This window comes from Pseudomonas sp. MF6396 (assembly GCF_002018915.1).
Taxonomy (GTDB): domain Bacteria; phylum Pseudomonadota; class Gammaproteobacteria; order Pseudomonadales; family Pseudomonadaceae; genus Aquipseudomonas; species Aquipseudomonas palmensis.
Map to the genome: position 1 here is coordinate 41,513 of NZ_MVOK01000006.1, position 22,849 is coordinate 64,361.

22 protein-coding genes and 1 tRNA gene are annotated in these 22,849 nt (G+C 61.6%); 2 read left to right on the forward strand and 21 right to left on the reverse strand.

The window, feature by feature from the left end:
• Nucleotides 1–17: 17 nt before the first annotated feature.
• The 6 genes from nadA to MF6396_RS07820 form a co-directional block, all read right to left on the reverse strand.
• Nucleotides 18–1,076 (reverse strand): quinolinate synthase NadA, encoded by a 1,059-nt coding sequence (gene nadA / locus MF6396_RS07795; RefSeq protein WP_043864228.1) that lies wholly within the window; start codon nucleotides 1,074–1,076, stop codon nucleotides 18–20.
• A gap of 209 nt (nucleotides 1,077–1,285) precedes the next feature.
• Nucleotides 1,286–2,776: a YdgA family protein gene (locus MF6396_RS07800; RefSeq protein WP_078480034.1), complete on the reverse strand. Its 1,491-nt coding sequence runs from the start codon at nucleotides 2,774–2,776 to the stop codon at nucleotides 1,286–1,288.
• A 40-nt stretch (nucleotides 2,777–2,816) separates the two neighbouring features.
• Nucleotides 2,817–3,686 carry an isocitrate lyase/PEP mutase family protein gene (locus MF6396_RS07805; protein ID WP_043864299.1) on the reverse strand — a complete coding sequence of 290 codons (870 nt, stop codon included), beginning with the start codon at nucleotides 3,684–3,686 and terminating at the stop codon, nucleotides 2,817–2,819.
• A gap of 217 nt (nucleotides 3,687–3,903) precedes the next feature.
• Entirely contained in the window at nucleotides 3,904–4,722 is an 819-nt protein-coding gene (locus tag MF6396_RS07810; protein WP_043864230.1) for a methyltransferase domain-containing protein, read from the reverse strand.
• 26 nt (nucleotides 4,723–4,748) lie between these two features.
• Nucleotides 4,749–5,111 (reverse strand): DUF1641 domain-containing protein, encoded by a 363-nt coding sequence (locus MF6396_RS07815; protein ID WP_078480035.1) that lies wholly within the window; start codon nucleotides 5,109–5,111, stop codon nucleotides 4,749–4,751.
• A 26-nt stretch (nucleotides 5,112–5,137) separates the two neighbouring features.
• On the reverse strand, nucleotides 5,138–6,328 hold the full coding sequence (locus MF6396_RS07820; RefSeq protein ID WP_058541512.1) for an NAD(P)/FAD-dependent oxidoreductase: 1,191 nt from the start codon (nucleotides 6,326–6,328) through the stop codon (nucleotides 5,138–5,140).
• A 1,055-nt stretch (nucleotides 6,329–7,383) separates the two neighbouring features.
• Here MF6396_RS07820 and mgtA point away from each other — a divergent pair.
• Entirely contained in the window at nucleotides 7,384–10,095 is a 2,712-nt protein-coding gene (gene mgtA / locus MF6396_RS07830) for a magnesium-translocating P-type ATPase (RefSeq protein ID WP_078480037.1), read from the forward strand.
• A 25-nt stretch (nucleotides 10,096–10,120) separates the two neighbouring features.
• On the forward strand, nucleotides 10,121–10,471 hold the full coding sequence (locus MF6396_RS07835; RefSeq protein ID WP_078480038.1) for a DUF2493 domain-containing protein: 351 nt from the start codon (nucleotides 10,121–10,123) through the stop codon (nucleotides 10,469–10,471).
• Nucleotides 10,472–10,629: 158 nt separating this feature from the next.
• Here the strand turns inward: MF6396_RS07835 and MF6396_RS07840 are convergent.
• From MF6396_RS07840 to aspS, 15 genes are all read right to left on the reverse strand, one after another.
• Nucleotides 10,630–10,705: transfer RNA gene (locus MF6396_RS07840), tRNA-Lys, on the reverse strand.
• A gap of 61 nt (nucleotides 10,706–10,766) precedes the next feature.
• The gene (gene queC / locus MF6396_RS07845) at nucleotides 10,767–11,441 is read right to left on the reverse strand and encodes a 7-cyano-7-deazaguanine synthase QueC (RefSeq protein WP_078480039.1); all 675 of its coding nucleotides are present in this window, start codon (nucleotides 11,439–11,441) and stop codon (nucleotides 10,767–10,769) included.
• 15 nt (nucleotides 11,442–11,456) lie between these two features.
• Nucleotides 11,457–12,104 (reverse strand): 7-carboxy-7-deazaguanine synthase QueE, encoded by a 648-nt coding sequence (gene queE / locus MF6396_RS07850; RefSeq protein ID WP_043864236.1) that lies wholly within the window; start codon nucleotides 12,102–12,104, stop codon nucleotides 11,457–11,459.
• 158 nt (nucleotides 12,105–12,262) lie between these two features.
• Nucleotides 12,263–13,075, reverse strand: a complete 813-nt coding sequence (gene ybgF, locus MF6396_RS07855; protein ID WP_054914972.1) for a tol-pal system protein YbgF — start codon at nucleotides 13,073–13,075, stop codon at nucleotides 12,263–12,265.
• 6 nt (nucleotides 13,076–13,081) lie between these two features.
• Nucleotides 13,082–13,579, reverse strand: coding sequence for a peptidoglycan-associated lipoprotein Pal (gene pal, locus MF6396_RS07860; RefSeq protein WP_042121796.1), 498 nt, complete (start codon nucleotides 13,577–13,579; stop codon nucleotides 13,082–13,084).
• Between the two features lie 52 nt (nucleotides 13,580–13,631).
• On the reverse strand, nucleotides 13,632–14,882 hold the full coding sequence (gene tolB, locus MF6396_RS07865) for a Tol-Pal system beta propeller repeat protein TolB (RefSeq protein ID WP_213085823.1): 1,251 nt from the start codon (nucleotides 14,880–14,882) through the stop codon (nucleotides 13,632–13,634).
• A gap of 47 nt (nucleotides 14,883–14,929) precedes the next feature.
• Complete coding sequence (tolA, locus tag MF6396_RS07870; RefSeq protein WP_043864239.1) at nucleotides 14,930–16,015, reverse strand: cell envelope integrity protein TolA; 1,086 nt, start codon at nucleotides 16,013–16,015, stop codon at nucleotides 14,930–14,932.
• Nucleotides 16,015–16,467 carry a protein TolR gene (gene tolR / locus MF6396_RS07875; RefSeq protein WP_043864240.1) on the reverse strand — a complete coding sequence of 151 codons (453 nt, stop codon included), beginning with the start codon at nucleotides 16,465–16,467 and terminating at the stop codon, nucleotides 16,015–16,017. The genes tolA and tolR overlap by 1 nt, the downstream gene beginning before the upstream one ends.
• 14 nt (nucleotides 16,468–16,481) lie before the next feature.
• Nucleotides 16,482–17,177, reverse strand: coding sequence for a protein TolQ (gene tolQ, locus MF6396_RS07880; RefSeq protein ID WP_043864241.1), 696 nt, complete (start codon nucleotides 17,175–17,177; stop codon nucleotides 16,482–16,484).
• A 2-nt stretch (nucleotides 17,178–17,179) separates the two neighbouring features.
• Nucleotides 17,180–17,635, reverse strand: coding sequence for a tol-pal system-associated acyl-CoA thioesterase (gene ybgC, locus MF6396_RS07885; protein ID WP_043864242.1), 456 nt, complete (start codon nucleotides 17,633–17,635; stop codon nucleotides 17,180–17,182).
• 125 nt (nucleotides 17,636–17,760) lie between these two features.
• Nucleotides 17,761–18,816 (reverse strand): Holliday junction branch migration DNA helicase RuvB, encoded by a 1,056-nt coding sequence (ruvB, locus tag MF6396_RS07890; RefSeq protein ID WP_043864243.1) that lies wholly within the window; start codon nucleotides 18,814–18,816, stop codon nucleotides 17,761–17,763.
• On the reverse strand, nucleotides 18,817–19,425 hold the full coding sequence (gene ruvA / locus MF6396_RS07895) for a Holliday junction branch migration protein RuvA (RefSeq protein ID WP_043864300.1): 609 nt from the start codon (nucleotides 19,423–19,425) through the stop codon (nucleotides 18,817–18,819).
• A 108-nt stretch (nucleotides 19,426–19,533) separates the two neighbouring features.
• Nucleotides 19,534–20,058: a crossover junction endodeoxyribonuclease RuvC gene (gene ruvC / locus MF6396_RS07900; protein WP_043864244.1), complete on the reverse strand. Its 525-nt coding sequence runs from the start codon at nucleotides 20,056–20,058 to the stop codon at nucleotides 19,534–19,536.
• Nucleotides 20,059–20,174: 116 nt separating this feature from the next.
• The gene (locus MF6396_RS07905) at nucleotides 20,175–20,921 is read right to left on the reverse strand and encodes a YebC/PmpR family DNA-binding transcriptional regulator (RefSeq protein WP_043864245.1); all 747 of its coding nucleotides are present in this window, start codon (nucleotides 20,919–20,921) and stop codon (nucleotides 20,175–20,177) included.
• 122 nt (nucleotides 20,922–21,043) lie between these two features.
• Entirely contained in the window at nucleotides 21,044–22,819 is a 1,776-nt protein-coding gene (gene aspS, locus MF6396_RS07910) for an aspartate--tRNA ligase (RefSeq protein WP_043864301.1), read from the reverse strand.
• Between the last annotated feature and the right edge of the window lie 30 nt (nucleotides 22,820–22,849).

Consider the following 22,849-nt stretch of genomic DNA (forward strand, 5'->3'; position numbering starts at 1 on the left):
GACCCGCGATGCTGCTTTCAGGCGTTGCCGGAGAGCTTGAGCCGCGCCGCCTGGGTGAAGTCCAGCATGCGCTTGAGTGGCTTGAGTGCCTGCGGGATAAGCGCCGGCTCGACGAAGATCTCGTTGCTGCCCTCGCGCAGGCACTGCAAGGTGCGCTCAAGCGTGTTCATCGCCATCCACGGGCAGTGCGCGCAACTGCGGCACGCCGCGCCGTTGCCGGCAGTGGGCGCCTCGACGAAGACCTTGTCCGGGCACAGCTGCTGCATCTTGTAGAAAATGCCGCGGTCGGTGGCCACGATGAAGGTCTTGTTCGGCATGCGCTGCGCAGCCGCAATCAGCTGGCTGGTGGAACCCACCGCATCGGCCAGGTCGATCACCGCCTCTGGCGACTCGGGGTGCACCAGGATCGCCGCGTCCGGGTACAGCGCCTTCATGTCCAGCAACTGACGCGACTTGAACTCCTCGTGAACGATGCAGGCACCGTCCCACAGCAACATGTCGGCGCCGGTGTTCTTCTGGATGTAACGGCCCAGGTGCTGGTCAGGCCCCCAGATGATGGTCTCGCCGTTGTCCATCAGGCTTTCGACGATCTCCAGCGCACAGCTGGAGGTCACCACCCAGTCGGCCCGCGCCTTGACCGCCGCCGACGTGTTGGCATACACCACAACGGTGCGCTCGGGGTGCTTGTCGCAGAACGCCGAAAAGTCCTCCACCGGGCAACCCAGGTCGAGCGAGCAGGTAGCCTCCAGGGTCGGCATCAGCACGCGCTTTTCGGGGTTGAGGATCTTCGCCGTCTCACCCATGAAGCGTACACCGGCCACCACCACGGTCTTGGCCGGATGCTGGTTGCCGAAACGGGCCATCTCCAGCGAGTCGGACACGCAACCGCCGGTCTCCTCGGCCAGGGCCTGGATCACCGGATCACAGTAGAAGTGGGCCACCAGCACGGCGTCCTGAGCCTTGAGCTCGGCGGCGATGGCGGCACGGTAGTCAGCCTCTTGCTCGGGCGTCAGCGGCTTGGGCTGCTTGGCGTCGAGGTGGGCCTGGACCAGAAGGCGTTCGGAAATCTGGGTCATGTTCGCAAGACCTGCAGGCGCTAGTGCGCGTAAGTCGAGTGTATCACCGAGCCCTGGCAAATCGGATAACGGTTCAGCCTGTACGACAGAACCAAAGACCCTCTGCGGCCTCGGGTTTTATGGGTTGCCGAAGGCTACAGATAATCGAATGAATTCTAAAGGGTTTTTTGCCAAACCAGGCTGGCGGGGCAAGCCCGCCAGCCCAGCGGTCAGTTGCCTGCCGGTTGCAGGCCGCCGAGGCTGGACATCACCAGCGCGGCGAACTCTTCAACGGTCATCTTCTGCCCGTTGAAGGCCACCTGGCCATCGGCATAGTGCAGGTTGGCAATGATGTCATTGCCCTTGAGCGTGGCCAGCTTGGAATACAAGGCCATCTGCCCGACCATCTCGCCGGCCATTGCGGCCTGCTTGACCTGCGCCTCGTCCTGCCCTTCCAGGCTGGCCTGCAAGGCTGCCAGGTCACCGATCATCGGCTTGGACAGCGACAAGCTGCTCTGCAGTTTCTCGATCATCTGGCGCACCAGCTGATCGGAAGGCAGGTCGGCCGACGTCGGCTTGGCCAGGTCCAGGGTGAGGTTGAAGCGACTTTCACCGTTGGCGGTCTTGAAGGAAAGGTCCTCCACGGCCACCTGAGGCTTGCCCGCCAGCAACTGCATCATCTGCACCTGCATCAGCGCCTGCTCTTCGGCATTCAGCTCCAGCTCGGGCGGTTGGCCGGCAGCGGCCGTCTCCTGCAACTGGGGCATGTGCTTCTCATAGATCGCCATGATCGCCTGCAGCGCAGGGATATCGAAGCGGTTGACCGCCACCACCAGTTGCCCGCCGCCCACGGCCTTGCCGTCATAGGTGATGGCGTCGACCTTGTAGGCGGCCCTGGCATCGACCTTGTCGCCGTTGACCTTGTAGGTGTTGCGTTGCTCCACACCCTTGACGGTCAGCGGTACCTGGCGATCGCCAAAGGTGAAGGCGCTGTCGTCCAGGGTCACGTCGGCCTGGCCTTCATAGAAGTCGTAGGGCGTCAGGGTGAGGTCTGCAACCAGTTTCAGGCCCTTGAGGTCGAACTTGAGCGGCGGCGTCTCGCTATCGACCATCGACACCTGCAAGGTGCCCATGGTGCCGTCGAGCTTGAGGCGCTTGCCTTCGAAGTCGCCGCTCATGCCCAGGTCGAAGCCGGAGAACTTCACCGACGAACCGTCCTTGGCGATGTCCAGGGGCATCAGCCTCAACGTGCCGTCATACGACTGGTCATAGCCCAGGCTGAACTCGCCCTGCACCGGCGAGACATCACCGCTGGCCGCATACCACTCGGCTGTGGTGGCATCCTTCTCGATCGAGGTGCTGGATGCCGCCATCACCGGCATCAGCTTGAATGCCTTGACCCGCTGCCAGGGAAACGGCCCGTGCTCGATGCGATCGACCAGGGTCAGTTCCAGATTGCTCGGCTCATCGCCCAGCTCCAGGTTCTGCACGGTGAACCTGTAACGCGCGACACTGCTGAACAGGTGTTGCTCCAGCGATACCAGCTCAAGCCGCGCCGTGGCACCCAGGCCCTTGAACGACTTTTGCATCTGCAGATTGGACTGTGCGGTAGCGTGCTCCAGCACGCCAGGCAACTGCTTGCCCGTATACCACGCCCCGGCCGTGCATACGGCCGCTACGGCGACGGCAAGCCCGCACACCACTCCCAGTGTTTTCTTCATGAATTGATCCGTTTGCTATCCATATTGAGGTGAAGCGATGTTACTCGTTGACGTCCATGAACTCCCGCGCCCAGACGATGTAGTCGCCGGGTACGGTGTAGGTATGGGTGAGTTCGGTGGCACTGAGGTCCGAGGCGCTGCTGGTGATGCGGCGCTGCTCGCGCAGGCAGTCGTAGGTGGCCTTGATCGCGGCGAAGTAGGCGCCATGGCCATCCACGGCGATACGCACGCCTAGCTCGGCCAGACGCGTGTCGTCGTGCAGCTGCGGGTTGCCGTAGGTCACCAGCATCAGCGGCACGCTGACGTGGCGGGCAATCTCTTCGAGGTGATCGAAATCGCGAATGCCGACCATGCACACGCCGTCGGCGCCAGCATTCTGGTACGCGACCACGCGGGCAATGACTTCTTCGACCGGGATCAGCGCGGCATTGGTGCGCGCGATGATCGACAGCTCCTGGTCGACGCGAGCCTCCAGGGCAGCGCGGATCTTGCCCACGCCTTCGTCGATGCTGATCAGGTCGGTGGACTTGCGCCCGAACTGGGCAGGCAGCAGGGTGTCTTCGATGGTCAGCGCAGCCACGCCGGCGCGCTCGAGCTCGGTGACGGTGCGCATCACGTTCAGCGCGTTGCCGTAGCCGTGGTCGGCGTCGGCGATCACCGGCAGCTGCGCGACACGCCCGATGCGCGTGGCCTGCTCGGCAAATTCACTCAAGGTGATCAGGGCAAAGTCCGGAGCCGCCAGCACCTGTAACGAAGCCACCGAGCCGCCCAGGATGCCGACTTCGAAGCCGAGGTCGGCGGCGATTCGCGCAGACATCGGGTCGAACACGGAAGCCGTGTGATAGCAGACCGGGGAGGCCAGGAGTTTACGAAAGGCACGGCGCAAATCTTGGTGGGAGGCTCTAGGCATGATCATTCCAGTTTCTTCATCTTCATTCTGGAGGAGAACATACCATTCCTGCCCGACACTCCGACAGTCGCCAGACCCGAACCCAAACAAAAATAAGCGAACAGAAAACGAAAACGCCCCCCCTCCAGAAGCCCTGCACGCGCTGCCCCCCCTCATTCTGAGGGAGAGACCAGTCGCGGCTTGCAGGGCTGTCGAGAGTGACCGCCCAAGGGCAATCTCAGACCGAGGCCACGATGAAGGTGCGCTTGAACGGGAACAGCGTGCGCCCGTCGTCCTCACGCGGGTAGTGCGCTTCCAGAAGCCTGAGGTACTTGCGCAGAAAGGCCTCACGGTCCTCGTCATCCAGGGAGCTGAGCACCGGGCGCAGTGCCGAAACCTTGACCCAGTCGAACACCGGCGACTGGCCTTCGACCACCTGCAGATGCTCGGTTTCCCAGATATCCAGCTTGCTGGTAAGCGGCGCCAGCAACCGGTAGTAGCAGTCCAGGGACAGGACATTGCGCGCCGACATGAACTTGCGCAGCTCCAGCGTGCCGATCACCCGGCCCGCAGGCCCGCATTCGCTCAGGGCCCTGAGCATCAGGTGGTACCAGGGTGCATCCCGCCAGTTGGGCATGTGCAGCGCCAGGTAGCCGCCGGCGTGCAGATTGCCGAGCAGCCGCGGCAGCAGGTTTTCGTGGTCCTCCATGAAATGCAGCACGGCAGCGGCGAACAGCAGGCTTGCCGGCTGCTTGGGCTCCCACTGGCCTATGTCGCTGTTCAGCCATTGGGCATTGACCGGCAGGGCTCGGGCCTCGGCGAGCATTTCTGCCGAGCTGTCGACGCCGAACAACTGTGCCTCCGGCCAGCGTTCGGCCAGCAGCCGGGTGGCGATTCCGGTACCACAGCCCAAATCATAGATGGACGCTGGTGCCTGCAACGGCAGGTGATCGAGCAGCTCGATCACCGGACGCTCCCTCAAACGCGAAAACTGCTGATAGCCTTGCGGGTCCCAGGTCGTACTCCCGCGCAGACCCTGTTGCTGTTTTACAAGCATTGCCACGTTCCTCTCGCTCCATGCGATCAATATTGCCGTCCAAGATTGTTCAACACCCTCAACACCAGCGCGATACCACGTCGCGTTTGCGGCTCGCGCAGCAGTTGCACCAGGCCCAGCAGGCTTGGTGGCTGGGTATCGCTGCTCTGCGCCTGCGCCATGCGCAGCGCGTTGCCCACGGTCCAGGTCAGGGCTGTCACGTCCTCGAACCCATGGGCCAGCTTGTCCACCATCGCGGTGTCGAGCAGGTCGACCAGGTCGGACCCCAGCGACAGCAAGTCGATGATGTTGTCCATGCGACCACTGACCAGCAGCGGTTCGAGTTTTTTCATCAGGGCATCAACGCCCGGGTGAGCAAGGTGTTCCACGGTAGGCTCGAAGGTTTCCATATCGACGTACTCCTGCACCGCTCGACTCAGATCATTCCACGGGCAACCGCCCAGTAGAGGCCCCGGTTGAATCCATTGCGCAACAGGCCGCCCAGCTTGGTCGGCGGGGTGGGCACCACATCCTGCTGGTAGTTGTAGGTCAGTGGCATGCCGGCGTTGAGGCCCATCTGCGCAACGGCCTGGACCTTCCCGTCGTAGACGGCGCAGGGGGTGCCCAGGCGAATCTCGCCGGCGATGTTGTTGGCCACCACCGGTGCCTGGTTATGGCAGGCACCGCCCGCCTTGCTGATGGGCAGGTCCATGGTGTCGCCGATCACGTAGACGTTCTCCAGGCCGTAGACCTGCAGGGTCTCGTGGTTGGTCGGCAGCCAGCCCTCGTTGTTGGGGGCCTGGGACGCACCGCTCTGTATCACCGCGTCCACTGCACGAATGGGTGGGGTCGCCATCAGGATGTCGAACGGCTGCGCCTGGCCTTCGGCCGAATAGGCAATACGTTGATCCGGGTCCACGCGGTCCAGGGTGAAGCCACGCTGAAACCTGATGTTCTTCTGTTCAAAAAGGGTGGGCAACAGTTCTCCGGTTGGCCGCTGCATGAACAGACAGTTTCTGAGCAATTGCGCAGTGGTCGGATAGGTATAAACAATTTCAATGTTATTGCGAACACCGCGACGGCGCAGCAAGTCATCCAGCATCAAGGTAGTTTCCACCGGCGCAATACCGCACTGGTGCGGAACATTGGGCGTCTGTGGGAAAGAAACGGATATGAAGATGCGCCCTTTTTCAATCGTCATCAGACGTTGCGCCAATTGTCGCGCCGCCTTGTATTGATAGAAATGATCCCCCGCCTCCTGCAGCCCCTCGATGCGCTCGGGAGCGGGTACGCAGCCCGTCGCGATCACCAGAAAGTCATAGCCCACGCGCCTTCCAGAGCGGGTGTGCAGGGTTTGCCCGGTGAAGTCGAAGCGGGTCACCTCCTCCACCTGGAAGTCGATTTCAGGTCGCAACAGCGAACGCTCGGGCCGTTTCAGGTCTTCCTGGAAATAGCTGTTGAAGGCAACGTACATGAAGGCAGGTTTGTAATAATGATCCGGCGAATTCGACAGCAGTTTGACCGTGACCTGGTGTTTGAGTATTTCCGGGTAAAGTTGTCTGACCAATTGATTGGCGAGCATCGTGCCGCCTACACCTCCCCCCACGACGACAATAGTTTTAGACATAGCCCCACTCCCTGGCTGGTTTTGAATCCATGCCAAGTACCATAGCAATTATAAAAAAATGCCATATACAGAATCGCTATAGCAAAACAGACATTAATTGCTGTTTCAAAAAAATATTACCCTTCCACCGGTGAAACTCTGCCCACTTAGCATTATTCCTTGGCACAGGCAGACTCTCCTCTGCCGCTGGCTGCTTTGTGTGAAATTTTATTAACGTTTCAATTTTCACGCCTGATTGCTGTTGACTTCGCTCCCCCTCCTGAGTAAATTGCGCGGGCCGGAAATCCGGCCTTTTTTCAACTCACCAAAGAAGCCAATGGACATAGTATCTAGACGCTGTCTGGTCATTGCCGCTGCGCAACGCCAGGCACTTAACCCTGAAAATGACGGGACTCGACTCCGCGGTCGGGTAAGCTGCGCTAGGGCTTGATGCTCCAACGTGGCTTGCCTCCCCGGTTCGTCCGGTCGCGAGGCACACGTTATGTACTTCACTTCTTCTGCAATACCGGGCGTACGCGCCTTCACTTCAGCCCTGCGGGCCAGGCTTCTGCGCGCGCCCAGGCTGCCCGTGCGTGCGCCAAGGCTCCTCTGCGACTCCCCTGCCAGCAGCGCCTTGCGGGCCCGTTGGCGCGTCTGCTCCACAAGCGGCCAACGCCAGCAGCGCTGGAGCCTGGACGACAGTCAGGACCCACCGAGTCGGGGCGCCGCCCTGTTTCTGCAGCACGCCTGATCCAGGTTTGCATGCATTCGGGGTGCGTACTTCCCCTTGAATAAACGGCAACTTTGCGCTTATTAAAAAACGAATTTCCTAGTTGGAAAATTCGCCGGCACTTTATTGCCTTCGCATTAATAAAAATCTGTGGAGCACATTATGGAAGAGGCCAGTAGTCGGTTCGCTGCCTGTGCACGTTCATTCAACAGGCAGCGAACGTCACCGCTAAAGATTCCACTCTTCGAATCGATCGCCTGCCCGCGACTCGACATACTTTCACTCGCCTATGATTAGTTGAGTTGTCGGTGTGTCGTGCCGCGAGCAGGCGGCAGGAGCACAGACCATGACTGTAAAAAACCCAACACCCCGCCACACCCACCCCACCCGTGACAGCAACAAGCTGTCGATGCGCGCCGCGCGCGAGGCCCAGAACGGCCTGGCCGTTACCCTGGCCAACGTCAACTCCAGCCCCGCCGGTCTCACCGAAGAAGAAGCCCAGGGCCGCCTGCAACGGGACGGCCACAACGAAGTCGCCCATGACCGTCCGCCCCATGCACTGGTGCAGTTGCTGCACGCTTTCAACAACCCCTTCATCTATGTGCTGATGACCTTGACGGGTATCAGTTTCTTCACCGACTTCTGGCTGCCGCTGCAGGCCGGCGAAGAAACCGACCTGACCGGCGTGATCATCGTGCTGGTGATGATGTTGGCGAGCGGCGTGATGCGTTTCTGGCAGGAACACCGATCGGCCAAGGCCGCCGAAGCCCTGAAGGCGATGGTGCGCACCACCGCAGCCGTGCTGCGGCGCGAGCAGCTAGGGGCCCAGGCGCGGGTTCGAGAACTACCCATGCGCGAACTGGTGGTGGGCGACATCATCCAGCTGTCTGCCGGCGACATGATCCCCGCAGACATTCGCCTGATCGAGTCCCGCGACCTGTTCATCAGCCAGGCGGTACTGACCGGCGAAGCCTTGCCAGTGGAAAAGTACGACACCCTGGGTGCGGTGCAGGAAAAATCCGCCAAGGCCCAGGCCGCCGACCAACAGGACCTGCTGGACCTTCCCAACATCTGCTTCATGGGCACCAACGTGGTCAGCGGGACCGCCACGGCCGTGGTGGTCGCCACCGGGGCTCGTACCTATTTCGGCTCACTGGCCCGCTCCATCGTCGGCTCCCGCGCGCAGACCGCCTTCGACCGCGGGGTCAACAGCGTGAGCTGGCTGCTGATCCGCTTCATGCTGGTGATGGTACCCATCGTGCTGCTGATCAACGGCTTCACCAAGGGGGACTGGGCCGAAGCCTTCATGTTCGCCCTGGCGGTAGCGGTTGGCCTGACCCCGGAAATGCTGCCGATGATCGTCAGCGCCAACCTGGCCAAGGGTGCGGCCGCCATGGCCAGGCGCAAGGTAGTGGTCAAGCGCCTGAACGCGATCCAGAACTTCGGCGCCATGGACGTACTGTGCACCGACAAGACCGGCACCCTGACCCAGGACCGCATCATCCTCGAACACCATGTCGATGTCGGCGGCAACCGCTGCGACGAGGTGCTGCAACTGGCCTGGCTCAACAGCCACCACCAGAGCGGCATGAAAAACCTCATGGACCGCGCCGTGGTCAGTTTCGCCGAGGACAATCCGCAGTTCACCCCTCCGGCAGCCTGGCGCAAGGTCGATGAACTGCCCTTCGACTTCGTACGTCGGCGCCTGTCGGTGATCCTGGCCGATGCCAGTGGTGGTCACCTGCTGGTGTGCAAGGGCGCCGTGGAAGAGATGCTGGAGACCGCCAGCCGGGTCCGCCAGCAGGGCACTGCCGTAAGCCTGGATGCCGAGCGCCGTTCGGCCCTGCTCAAACTCGCCGAGACCTATAACCGCGACGGCTTTCGCGTGCTGCTGGTGGGTACCCGCCAAATAGCCGCAGGCCAGACGCAGAGCCAGTACAGCGCCAGCGATGAGCGCGAGCTGATCATCGAAGGCTTGCTGACCTTCCTCGACCCGCCCAAGGAAAGCGCCGGCCCGGCCATCGCCGCACTGCGCGACAACGGCGTGACGGTCAAGGTACTCACCGGCGACAACCCCACCGTTACCGCCAAGATCTGCCGGGAAGTGGGCCTGGAGGCAGGCGAGCCGCTGCTGGGCCGCGACATCGAGCACATGGACGATGAGGTGCTCGCGCGCCGGGTGGAAGAGCGCACGGTGTTCGCCAAGCTCACGCCACTGCAGAAGTCCCGCGTACTCAAGGCCCTTCAAGCCAACGGCCACACCGTCGGGTTTCTGGGTGACGGGATCAACGACGCCCCTGCCCTGCGCGACGCCGACGTCGGCATCTCGGTGGACAGCGGCACCGACATTGCCAAGGAGTCGGCAGACATCATCCTGCTGGAAAAGAGCCTGATGGTACTGGAGGAAGGGGTGATCAAGGGTCGCGAGACCTTCGGAAACATCATGAAGTACCTGAACATGACCGCCAGCTCCAACTTCGGCAACGTGTTCTCGGTGCTGGTCGCCAGTGCCTTCATCCCCTTCCTGCCGATGCTGGCGATTCACCTGTTGCTGCAGAACCTGATGTACGACTTCTCCCAGCTGGCGCTGCCATGGGACAAGATGGACAAGGAGTACCTGGCCAAGCCACGCAAATGGGATGCCCGGAACATCGGGCGGTTCATGCTGTGGATAGGGCCAACCTCATCCATTTTCGACATCACCACCTTCGCGCTGATGTGGTACGTGTTCGCCGCCAACAGCGTGGAAATGGCCAGCCTGTTCCAGTCGGGCTGGTTCATCGAAGGGCTGCTGTCCCAGACCCTGGTGGTGCACATGCTGCGCACCCGCAAGATCCCGTTCATCCAGAGCACTGCAGCCTTGCCGGTAATGCTGGCGACGGGGCTGGTGATGGCGCTGGGAATCTACGTGCCCTTCTCGCCGCTGGGCAGCATGGTCGGCCTGGTTCCGCTGCCGTGGGAATACTTCCCTTGGCTGGTGGGCACACTGCTTAGCTACTGCGTGGTCGCCCAGACCATGAAGACCTTGTACATCCGCCGCTTCAAGCAGTGGTTCTGAAGAACGTGGCTCAGGGAGAACGCCTATGCGCGTACTGATTTGCGCCGGCCGCCATTACGCCGACAGCCGGGTGTGCCGGCAGGTTCTGGAAGCTTTCCAGCGCCTGCACCCGGTGCAGGTGGTCATCCACGGTGGCAGTCAGTTCCTCGGTGCGCATATCGAGGACTGGGCCCGGGAAAACGCAGCCCACATCGTGCGCTACCCACCCAACTGGCAGCACCACGGCAAACAGGCCGAACGCCTGCGCAACCGCTTCATGCTGGCCGATAGCCGACCGGACATCGTGCTCGCGCTGCCCGGCGGGGCAGACACCGAAGAACTGCTCGACCAGGCCCGAAGCCAGGGCTTGCAGACACTCTCGGCAGGCAACCCGTAGACCGGTGACCCCCTCCCGCGCCAGCTCGCACCCAGCCGAGCTGGCGCGAACGCAATCTCCAGGTCAACCCGCAGATCACGGTTCAGTTGCTGAACAGAGAGGGAAATTCAACAGACGAAAAAAAACCCGCTTTCTCATGGAAAGCGGGTTTTTCGAAATGGTGGGTCGTGTAGGATTCGAACCTACGACCAATTGGTTAAAAGCCAACTGCTCTACCAACTGAGCTAACGACCCGTTGCGTGGGGCGTATAATACTGATTTCCTTAAGGAAATCAACACCCCACCGTAAAAAAAATCAAAAATATCGGGTTGGGTCGGCCACGCCGGCTGCCCGGAAGCCATCTGCACGCAGGCGGCAGCTGTCGCACTTGCCACAGGCACGGCCTTGGTCGTCAGCCTGATAACACGACACAGTGAGGCTGTAGTCGACACCACGCGCCATGCCCGCCTGAACGATCTGCGCCTTGCTCAGGTTCTGCAACGGCGCCTGGATGCGAAAGCCCTGCCCCTCGACACCGGCCTTGGTGGCCAGGTTGGCCATGCGCTCGAATGCCTCGACGAACTCGGGACGGCAATCCGGGTAGCCCGAGTAATCCACCGCGTTCACGCCGATGAAGATATCCCGCGCCTGCAACACCTCGGCCCAGCCCAGCGCCAACGACAGGAACACGGTATTGCGCGCTGGTACGTAGGTCACTGGAATGCCTTCACCCGGCGTCTCGGGTACATCGATGCTGCTGTCGGTCAGCGCCGAACCACCAATACCATCCAGGCTCAGGCCGATCACCTTGTGCTCGACTGCACCCAGGTCACGGGCAACTCGCGCAGCGGCGTCCAGTTCGGCGCGATGACGCTGGCCGTAGTCGAAACTCATGGTATAGCAGCTGTAGCCTTCGGCCTTGGCCATCGCGACCACCGTGGCCGAGTCCAGGCCACCAGACAGCAGGATTACCGCACGTTTATCAGTCATGACATCACTCCCCAATCAGCGTCCCGGCTCGTCGTTCCACAATTGCTTGTGCAACTGCAGTTGAAAACGAACCGGCAAATTATCGGCCACGATCCAGTCGGCCAGGTCGCTGGCCTTGACCTGATGGTGGCTCGGCGAAAACAGCACCTCCCCGGCACGCTTCTCCAGACCATACTGGATCAGCTTGGACACCGCCCAGTCATAGTCTTCACGGGAACAGATGACGAACTTGACCTGATCGTTCGGGGTCAGCAGCTCGATATTCTCGTAGAGGTTGCGGTGCATCTCTTCGGAGCCCGGCGTCTTGAGGTCTACCACCCGGCTGACGCGCTGGTCGACCTTCGAGATGTCCAGTGCTCCGCTGGTTTCCAGCGACACCTCATAGCCGGCGTCGCACAATTGCTTGAGCAAGGGGATGGCGTTGGGTTGGGCCAATGGCTCACCGCCAGTGACGCACACGTAACGCGGGCGAAAACCAGCCACCTGCTCGAGAATCGAGTCGAGGCTGCGCACGGTGCCACCACTGAAGGCATAGGCACTGTCGCAATACTGGCAACGCAAAGGGCAGCCGGTGAGACGTACAAATACCGTGGGCAGCCCAGCGGTACGCGTTTCACCCTGCAAAGAGTAAAAAACTTCGGTAATTCGTAATGTGTCTTGCATAGTCGCCACGGGCGTAACAGCTAAACAGGCTGTCCGCCTCCGTCAGGCACTGCAGCGAACCCGGCATCGCGTAGTTCGCAGCAGCGTGTGTCAATAAAAGGGCATCGATTCTAACGAAAAAACCCGCGACTAGCGCGGGTTTCTTCCAGGCGGGCAGTTCAGAGCTTCTGCAGGTCGCGCTGGGCCAACTGTGCGGCGGAGGTACCCGGGTACTGGGTGACCACCTGCTGCAGAATACCCTTGACCCGGTCGGTGTGACCCAGGCGGCGCTCGACATCGGCCAGCTTGTACAGCGAGTCCGGCACCTTGCTGTGCTTCGGATACAGCTGGCTGACCTTGGCAAACGCCTGGCCGGCGCCCTGCAGGTCGCCCTTGGCAAGGTTCACTTCACCCAGCCAGTACTGGGCATTGCCGGCGTACTGACTGTTGGGGTACTTGCGCAGGAAGGCATTGAATGCCTGGCTGGCCTTGTCGAAATCCTTGGCCTTGATCAGGTCGAAAGCAGCGTCGTAATAGAGCTTTTCTTTCGCCGGGTCGCCAGGTTCGCTACTGGCCGCAGGGGCGGTGGCCGCGCCTGCAGCGGCACCGGCGGCTACATCACCACCGGTGGAGGAATTCTCGGGAGTTGCAGCGGGTGCACCGCCGGCTCCGATACGCCGATCCAGGTCCTGGTAACGCTCCAGGCCTTCCTGTTTCAGGCGGGCTACATCGTTTTGCAGTTCTTCGATCACGCCTTGCTGACGCGAAATCTGATCCTGCATCTGCTGCAATTGCATGAACAGCTGACCCTGCGCCGAGGCAGGGGCCGAAACCCCTCCCCCGGCGTAGGCGCCGCTCGTACCATAACCCGCTGGCGGATAACTGCTTGCGCCGTTATAGCCAGCGTTGTCATCAACAACAGGAACCTCGGCCCAGGCCACGAGTGGCAGGGCGAGAGCCAGGACGGTTACAGCACGGCGGCACGTTCGCATATCGAATTACTTACGCAGTTCGACGCGACGGTTCTGAGCCCAGGATTGCTCGTCGTTACCGGTAGCAACTGGACGCTCTTCGCCGTAGGAAACCAGTTCCAGTTGGGCTGGGGAAACGCCTTGCAGTACCAGGTAGCGCTGTACGGCTTTAGCACGACGCTCGCCCAGGGCCATGTTGTATTCGCGAGTACCACGCTCGTCGGTGTTGCCTTCCAGGACGACGCGAGCGCCATTGCCTTTCAGGTCTTTGGCGTGAACGTCCAGAGCGCGCATGGCTTCTGGCTTCAGGTCCGAGCTGTCGTATTCGAAGTAGAAGGTGGTGATTGCGCGCAGAGCGGCTTCTTCGCTCAGGGAACCGTCAACAGCACCGGTGTTAGCGCCGTAACCAGCGTTTGGATCAACAGCGCCTTCACCAGCGTTGTCGCCGCCCTTGGAGGAGCAACCTACAGCTACAGCCATGGCCAGAGCCAGCGCAGCAAACTTACCAAACTTCAGCATTTCCATCGTGAAACTCCTAATGAACCCCAATGTGTTAAGTGTTACGTAAAGCGCCGCGTCAGTTCAGGTAAGGGGACCAGGACGGTTCTCTGACTTCGCCTTGAGCGGTAGGAAGCGGGAGCCTCACGCGTCCGTTGAGAGAGACGAGCATCAAGACTCCCCGGCCCTGCTGGCGGGTGGCGTAGATTAGCATGGTGCCGTTGGGCGCAACAGTGGGTGACTCATCAAGACTTGTTTCAGAGAGGATTTTTACACTTCCTCGCTGCAAATCCTGCGCGGCCACCTTGAAGTTGGTGAAACCTTGCTGGCGATGAATCATTACCAGGGTCTTTTCATCCGCCGACAGTTTAGGGTTGGCGTTGTAGTTACCCACGAAAGTTACACGCTCGGCACCACCACCCGAAACGTTGGTTTTGTAGATCTGCGGCTTGCCGCCACGATCCGACGTGAAATAGATGGTCGAACCATCCTTGCCCCAGAACGGCTCGGTGTTGATACCCGGGCCGGCCGTGACACGCGACATCTGGCGCGAAGCCATGTTCATCACATAGATGTCAGGGTTGCCGTCCTTGGACAGCACGAACGCCAGGCGCGAACCATCGGGCGACCAGGCTGGTGCACCGTTGAGGCCTTCGAAGTTGGTGATCTGCTCACGACGGCCAGTGTCGATGTGCTGTACGAAGATACGCGGACGACGCTGTTCGAACGACACATAGGCAATACGCTTGCCGTCTGGCGCGAAGCGCGGCGACAGGATCGGCTCGCGCGACTGCAGCAGGGTCACGGCGCGGGCGCCGTCGTAGTCCGAACGCTGCAACGTGTAACGAGTGTTGTCCTTGGAGAAGCGTTCGGCGGTGACGTACAGCATGCGCGTGGAGAACGCACCCTTGATGCCGGTGAGTTTCTCGAACGACTGGTCGGCAATGTAGTGCGACATGTCACGCAGCTGGTCGGTAGTGCCCGAGACGCTGCCGGTCAGCACTTGCTGCTCGGTGGCGACGTTGAACAGCGCATATTGCACCTGCAGGCGACCGCCCGCTGGCACGATGCTGCCTACCATCACGTACTGGGCGCCCAGGGCCTTCCAGTCGCGGAAGATGACTTCGCTGGCCTGGCTAGGCTGGCTGATCATGTTCTGGCGCGGAATCGGCGCATAGTAGCCGGAGTTGCGCAGGTCATTGCCAATGATATCGGCCATGTCCTCGGGCAGCACACTGCCACCCTGCAGGGCGAACGGCACGACCGCGATCGGCGTGGCACGGTCACTGCCGCTGGTGACCAGGATGTTCTTTTCTTCTGCAACGGCCATCCCTGCTGCGCAGCAGAGAACGACCAGCAGTCCTCTAAGAAGGTTAATCACAAGGCTAGATCCTCAGGTGTGAATGTCATCTTGAATGAACGATAGGGATTGAATTCGCTCGGTTTCAAGCCCTGCATTTCGGTCAGGCGGCCAATGTTCTTGACCGCTGCTACCGCAGAGGCATCGAACGGACCATCACCACTGGAGCGTGCAACGCTCACCGTGGTCACGGTGCCATCGGGCAACATGCCAATCTGCAGGACCACCGTCATGTTCTTGCGTGCAGAAGGTGGGCGCGCCCAGCCTTCGGCTGCGCGGGCACGTATCAGGTCGTCGAAGTCGCCGGCCACCTGGTCACCCTGCTCGTCGGCCAGCGCCTGCTGCCGTTCGGTGGAGTCGGACAACAGCTCGGCCAGGGCCTGGGCTTTCTTGTCTTCCGCCGCCTTGCGCGCCGCTTCTGCTGACTTCTTCTTGGCCGCATCGGCTGCGGCTTTCTTCTTGGCATCCTCGGCGGCCTTTTTCTTGGCCTCTTCGGCTGCCGCTTTTTTCTTCGCATCCTCGGCTGCCTTTTTCTTGGCATCCTCGGCGGCTTTCTTCTTGGCGTCTTCAGCGGCCTGCTTCTTGGCCTCTTCTGCTGCCTGTTTCTTGGCCTCTTCCTCGGCTTTCTTCTTGGCGAGGTCGGCCTGCTGTTTCTCTTCGACCTTCTTGGCTTCCTCGGCTTTCTTGGCCGCGTCGGCCTTTTTGGCCTCGTCGGCTTTCTTGGCCTCGTCGGCCTTCTTGGCTTCGGCCGCCTCGCGGGCTTCTTCGGCCTTTTGAGCCGCCTCTTCTTTCTTTTGTTCCGCAGCCTTCACCGCTTCCTGCTTCTGCTGCTCGACCTTCTTCTGTTCCATCTGCTCGACTTCGGTCTGACGCGCCGCGGTTTTCTTCGCTTCACCCGCAATCTTCTGATTGGTCTGGGTGGTGGCCTGACTTTTGGACTTCAGCTGGTACAGGGTCGCCTGGACAATAGGCTTGGCCGGCGGCAGTTCCGGGGTCATGGCAAAGCTGACGAACAGCATGCCGAACACCAGAACGTGCAGCGCGATGGCCCAGACGCTGGGCCAGAAATAGCTTTCCGAGGCGGATGGCTCTCGCTGTTGCATCAGGGCGCCTCGGTAATCAGGCCAACGTTACCGACACCGGCCTTCTGCAACCCGCCCATGGCGCCCATCACCGCGCCATAGTCGACGGCTTTGTCGCCACGGATGAACACCTGGGTCTGTTTGCCCTGGTCACGTCCGGCCGCGATGATCTTGGTCACCGCGTCGGTCATTTGCGGCAAGGTCATGGCCTTGTCCATCTGCTTTTCGGTGTCGACTTCGCTGCCAAGGTTCCAGAAATAGGTCTTGTCGGCCTTGATCGAAATGGTAAGGATCTGGACGTTGTTGTCCTGCGGCAAGGCTTCGCTGGAAACCTTGGGCAGGTCGACCTTCACGCCCTGGTTGAGCATCGGTGCGGTCACCATGAAGATGACCAGCAGTACCAACATCACATCGATGTAGGGCACCACGTTCATCTCCGCGACCGGCTTGCGTTTGTGTCGAACTCGAGCCATGGGCTTTTACCTGATCACTCTTCGCTGGTGTGCACTTTACGGTGCAGGATGGCCTGGAACTCGTCGGCGAACGTGTAGTAGCGGCCGATCAAGACTTCACTGCGTGCAGCGAAACGGTTGTAGGCAATAACTGCCGGGATTGCGGCGAACAGGCCGATCGCGGTGGCGATCAGTGCCTCGGCGATACCCGGAGCCACAGTGGCCAGGGTCGCCTGCTGGGCCGAAGCCAAGCCGCGGAAGGAGTTCATGATGCCCCATACAGTACCGAACAGACCGATGTACGGGCTGGTGGAACCGACGGTGGCGAGGAACGGCAGGCTCTGTTCGAGCTTCTCTTCTTCACGCGAGATGGCCACGCGCATGGCCCGGCCAACGCCTTCCATCACGGCGTCAGGGTCGACACCCGGTTGCTGGCGCAGGCGCGAGAACTCCTTGAAGCCGGCACGGAAGACCTGCTCCACACCCGAGTCCGGGTCCGGGTTGCTGCCGGCCTGGCGGTACAGCTTGGACAGGTCGATACCCGACCAGAAGCGCTCCTCGAAGCTTTCCAGCGCACGACGACCGGCACGCAGCATGGTGCTGCGCTGAAAAATCATGATCCACGAGGTCACCGATGCGGCCACCAGAATCAGCATGACCAGCTGCACCACGATGCTGGCATTACTGACCAGGCTCCACATGGAGGTATGGTCGACGACGTTAGCTTCCACGCTTAATCTCCTGCAATTGTTTGGTTACCCGCACCATCCGCCGCCACAAAGGCTGCACGCAGCTCGGAAGGAATGGCCCGGGGTTTGAACGTATCGGCGCGCACACAGGCCACCAGGAACTGCCCCTCGCAGAGCAGCGTTGCATCACGCTCGCGCCAGACCTGCTGCACGAAGCGCAGGCTGGCACGATTCAATTCAAGCACTTGTGCGGTGACCCGCAATTCATCGTCCAGGCGGGCCGGCGCGTGGTAGCGCGCCTCGCTGGAATGAACGACGAACAAGGTGTTCTGTTCTGCCATCGCAGACTGGGCAAAGCCCAGCTCGCGCAACCGCTCGGTGCGGGCACGCTCCATGAATTTCAGATAATTGACGTAATACACCACGCCGCCCGCATCGGTGTCCTCGTAATAGACGCGACAGCGATGTGCGAACGACTCAACCCCATTTTGCGCGCGCATACTCTAGTGCTAACTCCTCAGCTTGCCAATCCGCCCCACCAACTGTTTTTAACGGATTATGTCGTATTGCCAGCGCGACTCATGCGTGTCCGCCGATAGGACCACGAAAACGCCGGATAAGTCTGTCATTCATCGGCCAGGTCGGAAAAACCCTCGCCGTTGACCGACTCGCCCATGCGGCCCGGAATGTTCAGGCCAAAGTGCAGGTAGGCGTGCCGGGTCACCACGCGCCCACGGGGTGTGCGCATGATGTAGCCCTGCTGGATCAGGTAGGGCTCCAGCACGTCCTCGATGGTGTGACGTTCTTCGCTGATCGCCGCCGCCAGGCTGTCAACACCCACCGGGCCACCGTCGAACTTCTCGATCATGGTCAGCAGCAGGCGCCGGTCCTGGTGATCGAAACCACGCTCGTCCACGTCCAGCAGGTTCAGCGCCAGGTCGGCGATGGCCTTGGTGATGTCACCTTTGCCACGCACCTCGGCGTAGTCGCGTACACGACGCAGCAGACGATTGGCGATACGCGGGGTGCCGCGGGCGCGCCGGGCGATCTCGAAGGCGCCCTCGTCCTCGATCGGCAGGCCCAGAATCCCGCCCGAGCGGCTGACGATGGTGGCCAGGTCTGCGGTGTTGTAGAACTCCAGGCGCTGCACGATACCGAAACGGTCGCGCAGCGGATTGGTCAGCATGCCGGCGCGGGTGGTTGCCCCGACCAGAGTGAACGGCGGCAAATCGAGCTTGATCGAACGTGCGGCCGGCCCCTCGCCGATCATGATATCCAGCTGGAAGTCTTCCATGGCCGGGTACAGCACCTCTTCGACGATCGGCGAAAGCCGGTGAATCTCGTCGATGAACAGTACATCGTGGGGTTCCAGGTTGGTCAGCAGCGCCGCCAGATCGCCCGGACGCTCAAGGATCGGCCCGGAGGTGCTCTTGATCGAAACGCCCATCTCCTGCGCGATGATGTTGGCCAGGGTGGTCTTGCCCAGGCCCGGCGGGCCGAAGATCAGCGTATGGTCCAGCGACTCGCTGCGCCCACGTGCCGCCTGGATGAAAAGCGCCATCTGCTCGCGCACCACTGGCTGCCCGATGTACTCGTCCAGGCGCAATGGCCGGATCGCCCGGTCCTGGACCTCTTCGCGGTCGCGCCCGGTAGCGGCTATGAGTCGGTCGGCTTCGATCACTTAAATCATCCCCTTGAGGCTGCGCCGGATCAGCTCTTCGCTGCTCAGGCCCTTGGCATCGATGGCCGCCACGGCGCGGCTGGCTTCCTGCGGCTTGTAGCCCAGCGAGATCAGCGCGCTGACCGCATCGGTTTCGGCAGTGGAGGCACTTGCCACCGGCTGCGGGCCGTCGGACACCAGGGTAAACAGGCTTGGCGCGGTTTCCCAGGCCTTGAAGCGGTCCTTGAGTTCGACCAGCAGGCGCTCGGCGGTCTTCTTGCCCACCCCCGGCACCTTGACCAGCGCCGAGGTGTCCTGGGCCTGCACGCAGCGTATCAGGTCGTCGACCTCCAGGCCCGACATCAATGCCAGGGCCAGCTTGGGCCCTACGCCGTTGAGGCGGATCAGCTCGCGGAACAGCTCGCGCTCGCGCTTTTCGTGAAAGCCATACAGCAGGTGCGCGTCTTCACGTACCACCAGGTGGGTGTGCAGCGTCACTGCCTCGCCAACCTTGGGTAGGCGATACAGGGTGGTCATCGGCACCTCGAGCTCGTAGCCCAGGCCGTTGACATCGACAATCAGGTGCGGCGGCTGCTTTTCAGCCAGGGTACCGCGCAAACGTCCAATCACGTTCAGGTCCTTTATCCAGGGCGCCGGGGCGATCGAGCCCGCCATCAGCCGCCATGATTGCAAGCCGGCGGTGGCCGGCAAGCGAAATTGTGTTAACCGATGATGCTATCAGAGCCTTAGGCGGCCACTGCGGCTGCGTGCAGCGCCCAGCCCGTGCGGCACCAGGCTGGAACGGGTATGGGCATGGCACAGGGCGATGGCCAGGGCATCGGAGGCGTCTATCTGCGGCTTCTGGGTGAGCTTGAGCAGGTGCATGACCATCATCTGCACCTGTTCCTTGTTTGCCCCGCCCGTACCGGCGACCGCCTGCTTGACCTGGGTGGCACTATACTCGGCGATCTCCAGGCCCTCTTCGACCCCGGCGACGATGGCGGCGCCGCGCGCCTGGCCGAGCTTGAGCGCCGAGTCGGCGTTGCGCGCCATGAACACCCGCTCGATACCCATGGTCACCGGCCCGTGCAACTGGATGATTTCGCGCACGCTGCGGTATACCACCTGCAGGCGCTCGGGCAGCTCGCCGCTGCCGGTACGGATGCAACCGGAGGCCACGTACTCGCACCCGCGCGCCGTGTGGCGCACCACACCATAGCCGGTAATCCGCGAGCCGGGGTCAATACCAAGAATCAGAGTCATATCGCCTGCGCAACCAGTGGCGCACCGGGGCGCCATTAAAAAGACAGAAGCCGGACCCGTCACGGGCACAAGGTGCCTGCGGACGAATCCGGCCTCGAGTACGCCAGAACTGAACCTTAGCCGAGTTGTTCCATGACTTCGTCAGGAATTTCGGCGTTGGAATACACATTCTGCACATCGTCCAGGTCTTCAAGCATGTCGATCAGCTTGAGCACCTTCTGTGCACCCTCCAGGTCGAGTTCGGCGCTGGTGGTCGGCTGCATGACGATTTCCGCATCCGCAGCCTTGAAGCCGGCAGCCTCCAGGGCAGTACGCACCGCGTAGAAGCTGGCAAACGAGGTGAACACGTCGAACGAGCCATCTTCGTTGCTGACCACGTCGTCGGCATCGGCCTCCATCGCCGCTTCCATCAGCGCGTCTTCATCGACACCGGCGGCAAAGCTGATCTGCCCCTTGCGCTCGAACAGATAGGCCACCGAGCCATCGGTGCCCAGGTTGCCACCGCACTTGCTGAAGGCATGGCGCACGGCCGCGGCGGTGCGGTTGCGGTTGTCGGTCATGGCCTCGACCATGATCGCCACGCCGCCCGGGCCGTAGCCTTCGTAGCTGAGCTCTTCGACATTGTCGGCTTCGGTTGCGCCTGCACCACGGGCCACGGCGCGATCGATGATGTCGCGGCTCATGTTCGCGCCCAAGGCCTTGTCCAGCGCCAGGCGCAGGCGCGGGTTGGAATTCGGGTCACCACCGCCCTGCTTGGCAGCGACGGTCAGCTCACGAATCCACTTGGTGAAGATCTTGCCTCTCTTGGCATCCTGGCGCTCTTTGCGGTGCTTGATGTTCGCCCACTTGGAATGACCCGCCATAACTGACTCCAGAAATCCTTGAAACAAAACCACGCCCCCGCCAGAAGAAAACCTGGCGTGGGCAATCAATTCGGTATGCCGTAACGCAAAGGCGCATCCAAGTGGATGCGCCCCGGGCCCGCTTACTCAGCCTTGGGCTGTTCGCGCAGACGGATGTGCAGCTCACGCAGTGCCTTGGCATCGACCAGGCCTGGGGCCTGGGTCATGACGCACGCCGCGCTCTGGGTTTTCGGGAAGGCGATCACTTCACGAATCGACTGGGCGCCGGTCATCAGCATCACCAGGCGGTCCAGACCGAAGGCCAGGCCACCGTGCGGCGGTGCACCGAACTTCAGCGCGTCGAGCAGGAAGCCGAACTTCTCTTCCTGTTCCGCCGCCTCGATGCCCAACAGGCGGAACACGGCCTGCTGCATCTCTTTGCGGTGGATACGGATCGAACCGCCACCCAGTTCGGTGCCGTTGAGCACCATGTCATAGGCGCGCGACAGCGCGGTAGCCGGGTTGGCCTCCAGCTCTTCAGGAGAGCATTTTGGCGCGGTGAACGGGTGGTGCAGCGCCGTGAAGCTGCCATCGTCGTTCTCTTCGAACATCGGGAAGTCGACAACCCACATCGGTGCCCATTCGCAGGTCAGCAGGTTGAAGTCGTTGCCGACCTTGATGCGCAGCGCGCCCAGGGCTTCGCTGACGATCTTGGACTTGTCGGCACCGAAGAACACGATGTCGCCATCGACCGCGCCCACGCGATCGAGGATCACGTTCAGGTTGGCCTCGGGGATGTTCTTGACGATTGGCGACTGCAGGCCCTCGACGCCCTTGGCGCGCTCGTTGACCTTGATGTATGCCAGGCCCTTGGCACCGTAGATGCCGACGAACTTGGTGTACTCGTCGATACGGCTGCGCGGCATGCTCGCCCCGCCCGGTACACGCAGTGCGGCAACGCGGCATTTCGGGTCGTTGGCCGGGCCGCTGAACACCTTGAAGTCGACCGCTTGCAGCTGGTCGGCCACATCCACCAGTTCCAGCGGGTTGCGCAGGTCAGGCTTGTCCGAACCGTAGCGGCGCATGGCCTCTTCGAAGGTCATGTGCGGGAATTCGCCGAACTCCAGGTCCAGGACTTCCTTGAACAGTTTGCGGATCATGCTTTCGGTCAGGCCCATGATCTCGGTCTCGTCCAGGAAGCTGGTCTCGATGTCGATCTGGGTGAATTCCGGCTGGCGGTCGGCGCGCAGGTCTTCGTCGCGGAAGCACTTGGCGATCTGGTAGTAGCGATCGAAACCGGCCACCATCAGCAGTTGCTTGAACAGCTGCGGCGATTGCGGCAGGGCAAAGAAGCTGCCGGCGTGGGTACGGCTTGGCACCAGGTAGTCACGCGCGCCTTCCGGGGTAGCGCGGGTCAGGATCGGCGTCTCGACGTCGAGGAAGCCGTTTTCGTCAAGGAAGCGACGGATGCTGGTGGTGATGCGCGAGCGCAGACGCAGCTTCTCGGCCATCTCCGGACGACGCAGGTCGATGAAGCGATAGCGCAGGCGGGTCTCTTCACCCACGTCGGAGTACTCGTTGAGCGGGAACGGCGGGGTTTCCGCTTCGTTCAGCACTTCGAGCTCGTAGCCCAGCACTTCGATGGCGCCCGAGGCCATGTTGGCGTTGACTGCGCCTGCAGGGCGCGGACGCACCTTGCCGGTGATCTTCACCACGTACTCGCTGCGCACGCGGTCGGCGGCAGCAAAGCTTTCTGCGCGGTCCGGGTCGAACACGACCTGAGCCATGCCTTCGCGATCACGGATGTCGAGGAAAATCACCCCGCCGTGGTCGCGACGACGATGGACCCAGCCGCAAAGGGTAATTTCCTGACCTTCCAGGCTCTCGTTCAGTTGGCCGCAATAGTGGCTGCGCATCATGATGGTGGTTTCGCTTCTCGTCATTCGTGA

Bases quoted from the DNA above. Each gene is read 5' to 3' on its own strand.
- nadA (WP_043864228.1), bottom strand. From the start codon at position 1,076: ATGACCCAGATTTCCGAACGCCTTCTGGTCCAGGCCCACCTCGACGCC.
- MF6396_RS07800 (WP_078480034.1), bottom strand. From the start codon at position 2,776: ATGAAGAAAACACTGGGAGTGGTGTGCGGGCTTGCCGTCGCCGTAGCG.
- MF6396_RS07805 (WP_043864299.1), bottom strand. From the start codon at position 3,686: ATGCCTAGAGCCTCCCACCAAGATTTGCGCCGTGCCTTTCGTAAACTC.
- MF6396_RS07810 (WP_043864230.1), bottom strand. From the start codon at position 4,722: ATGCTTGTAAAACAGCAACAGGGTCTGCGCGGGAGTACGACCTGGGAC.
- MF6396_RS07815 (WP_078480035.1), bottom strand. From the start codon at position 5,111: ATGGAAACCTTCGAGCCTACCGTGGAACACCTTGCTCACCCGGGCGTT.
- MF6396_RS07820 (WP_058541512.1), bottom strand. From the start codon at position 6,328: ATGTCTAAAACTATTGTCGTCGTGGGGGGAGGTGTAGGCGGCACGATG.
- mgtA (WP_078480037.1), top strand. From the start codon at position 7,384: ATGACTGTAAAAAACCCAACACCCCGCCACACCCACCCCACCCGTGAC.
- MF6396_RS07835 (WP_078480038.1), top strand. From the start codon at position 10,121: ATGCGCGTACTGATTTGCGCCGGCCGCCATTACGCCGACAGCCGGGTG.
- queC (WP_078480039.1), bottom strand. From the start codon at position 11,441: ATGACTGATAAACGTGCGGTAATCCTGCTGTCTGGTGGCCTGGACTCG.
- queE (WP_043864236.1), bottom strand. From the start codon at position 12,104: ATGCAAGACACATTACGAATTACCGAAGTTTTTTACTCTTTGCAGGGT.
- ybgF (WP_054914972.1), bottom strand. From the start codon at position 13,075: ATGCGAACGTGCCGCCGTGCTGTAACCGTCCTGGCTCTCGCCCTGCCA.
- pal (WP_042121796.1), bottom strand. From the start codon at position 13,579: ATGGAAATGCTGAAGTTTGGTAAGTTTGCTGCGCTGGCTCTGGCCATG.
- tolB (WP_213085823.1), bottom strand. From the start codon at position 14,882: ATGGCCGTTGCAGAAGAAAAGAACATCCTGGTCACCAGCGGCAGTGAC.
- tolA (WP_043864239.1), bottom strand. From the start codon at position 16,015: ATGCAACAGCGAGAGCCATCCGCCTCGGAAAGCTATTTCTGGCCCAGC.
- tolR (WP_043864240.1), bottom strand. From the start codon at position 16,467: ATGGCTCGAGTTCGACACAAACGCAAGCCGGTCGCGGAGATGAACGTG.
- ybgC (WP_043864242.1), bottom strand. From the start codon at position 17,635: ATGCGCGCGCAAAATGGGGTTGAGTCGTTCGCACATCGCTGTCGCGTC.
- ruvC (WP_043864244.1), bottom strand. From the start codon at position 20,058: ATGACTCTGATTCTTGGTATTGACCCCGGCTCGCGGATTACCGGCTAT.
- MF6396_RS07905 (WP_043864245.1), bottom strand. From the start codon at position 20,921: ATGGCGGGTCATTCCAAGTGGGCGAACATCAAGCACCGCAAAGAGCGC.
- aspS (WP_043864301.1), bottom strand. From the start codon at position 22,819: ATGATGCGCAGCCACTATTGCGGCCAACTGAACGAGAGCCTGGAAGGT.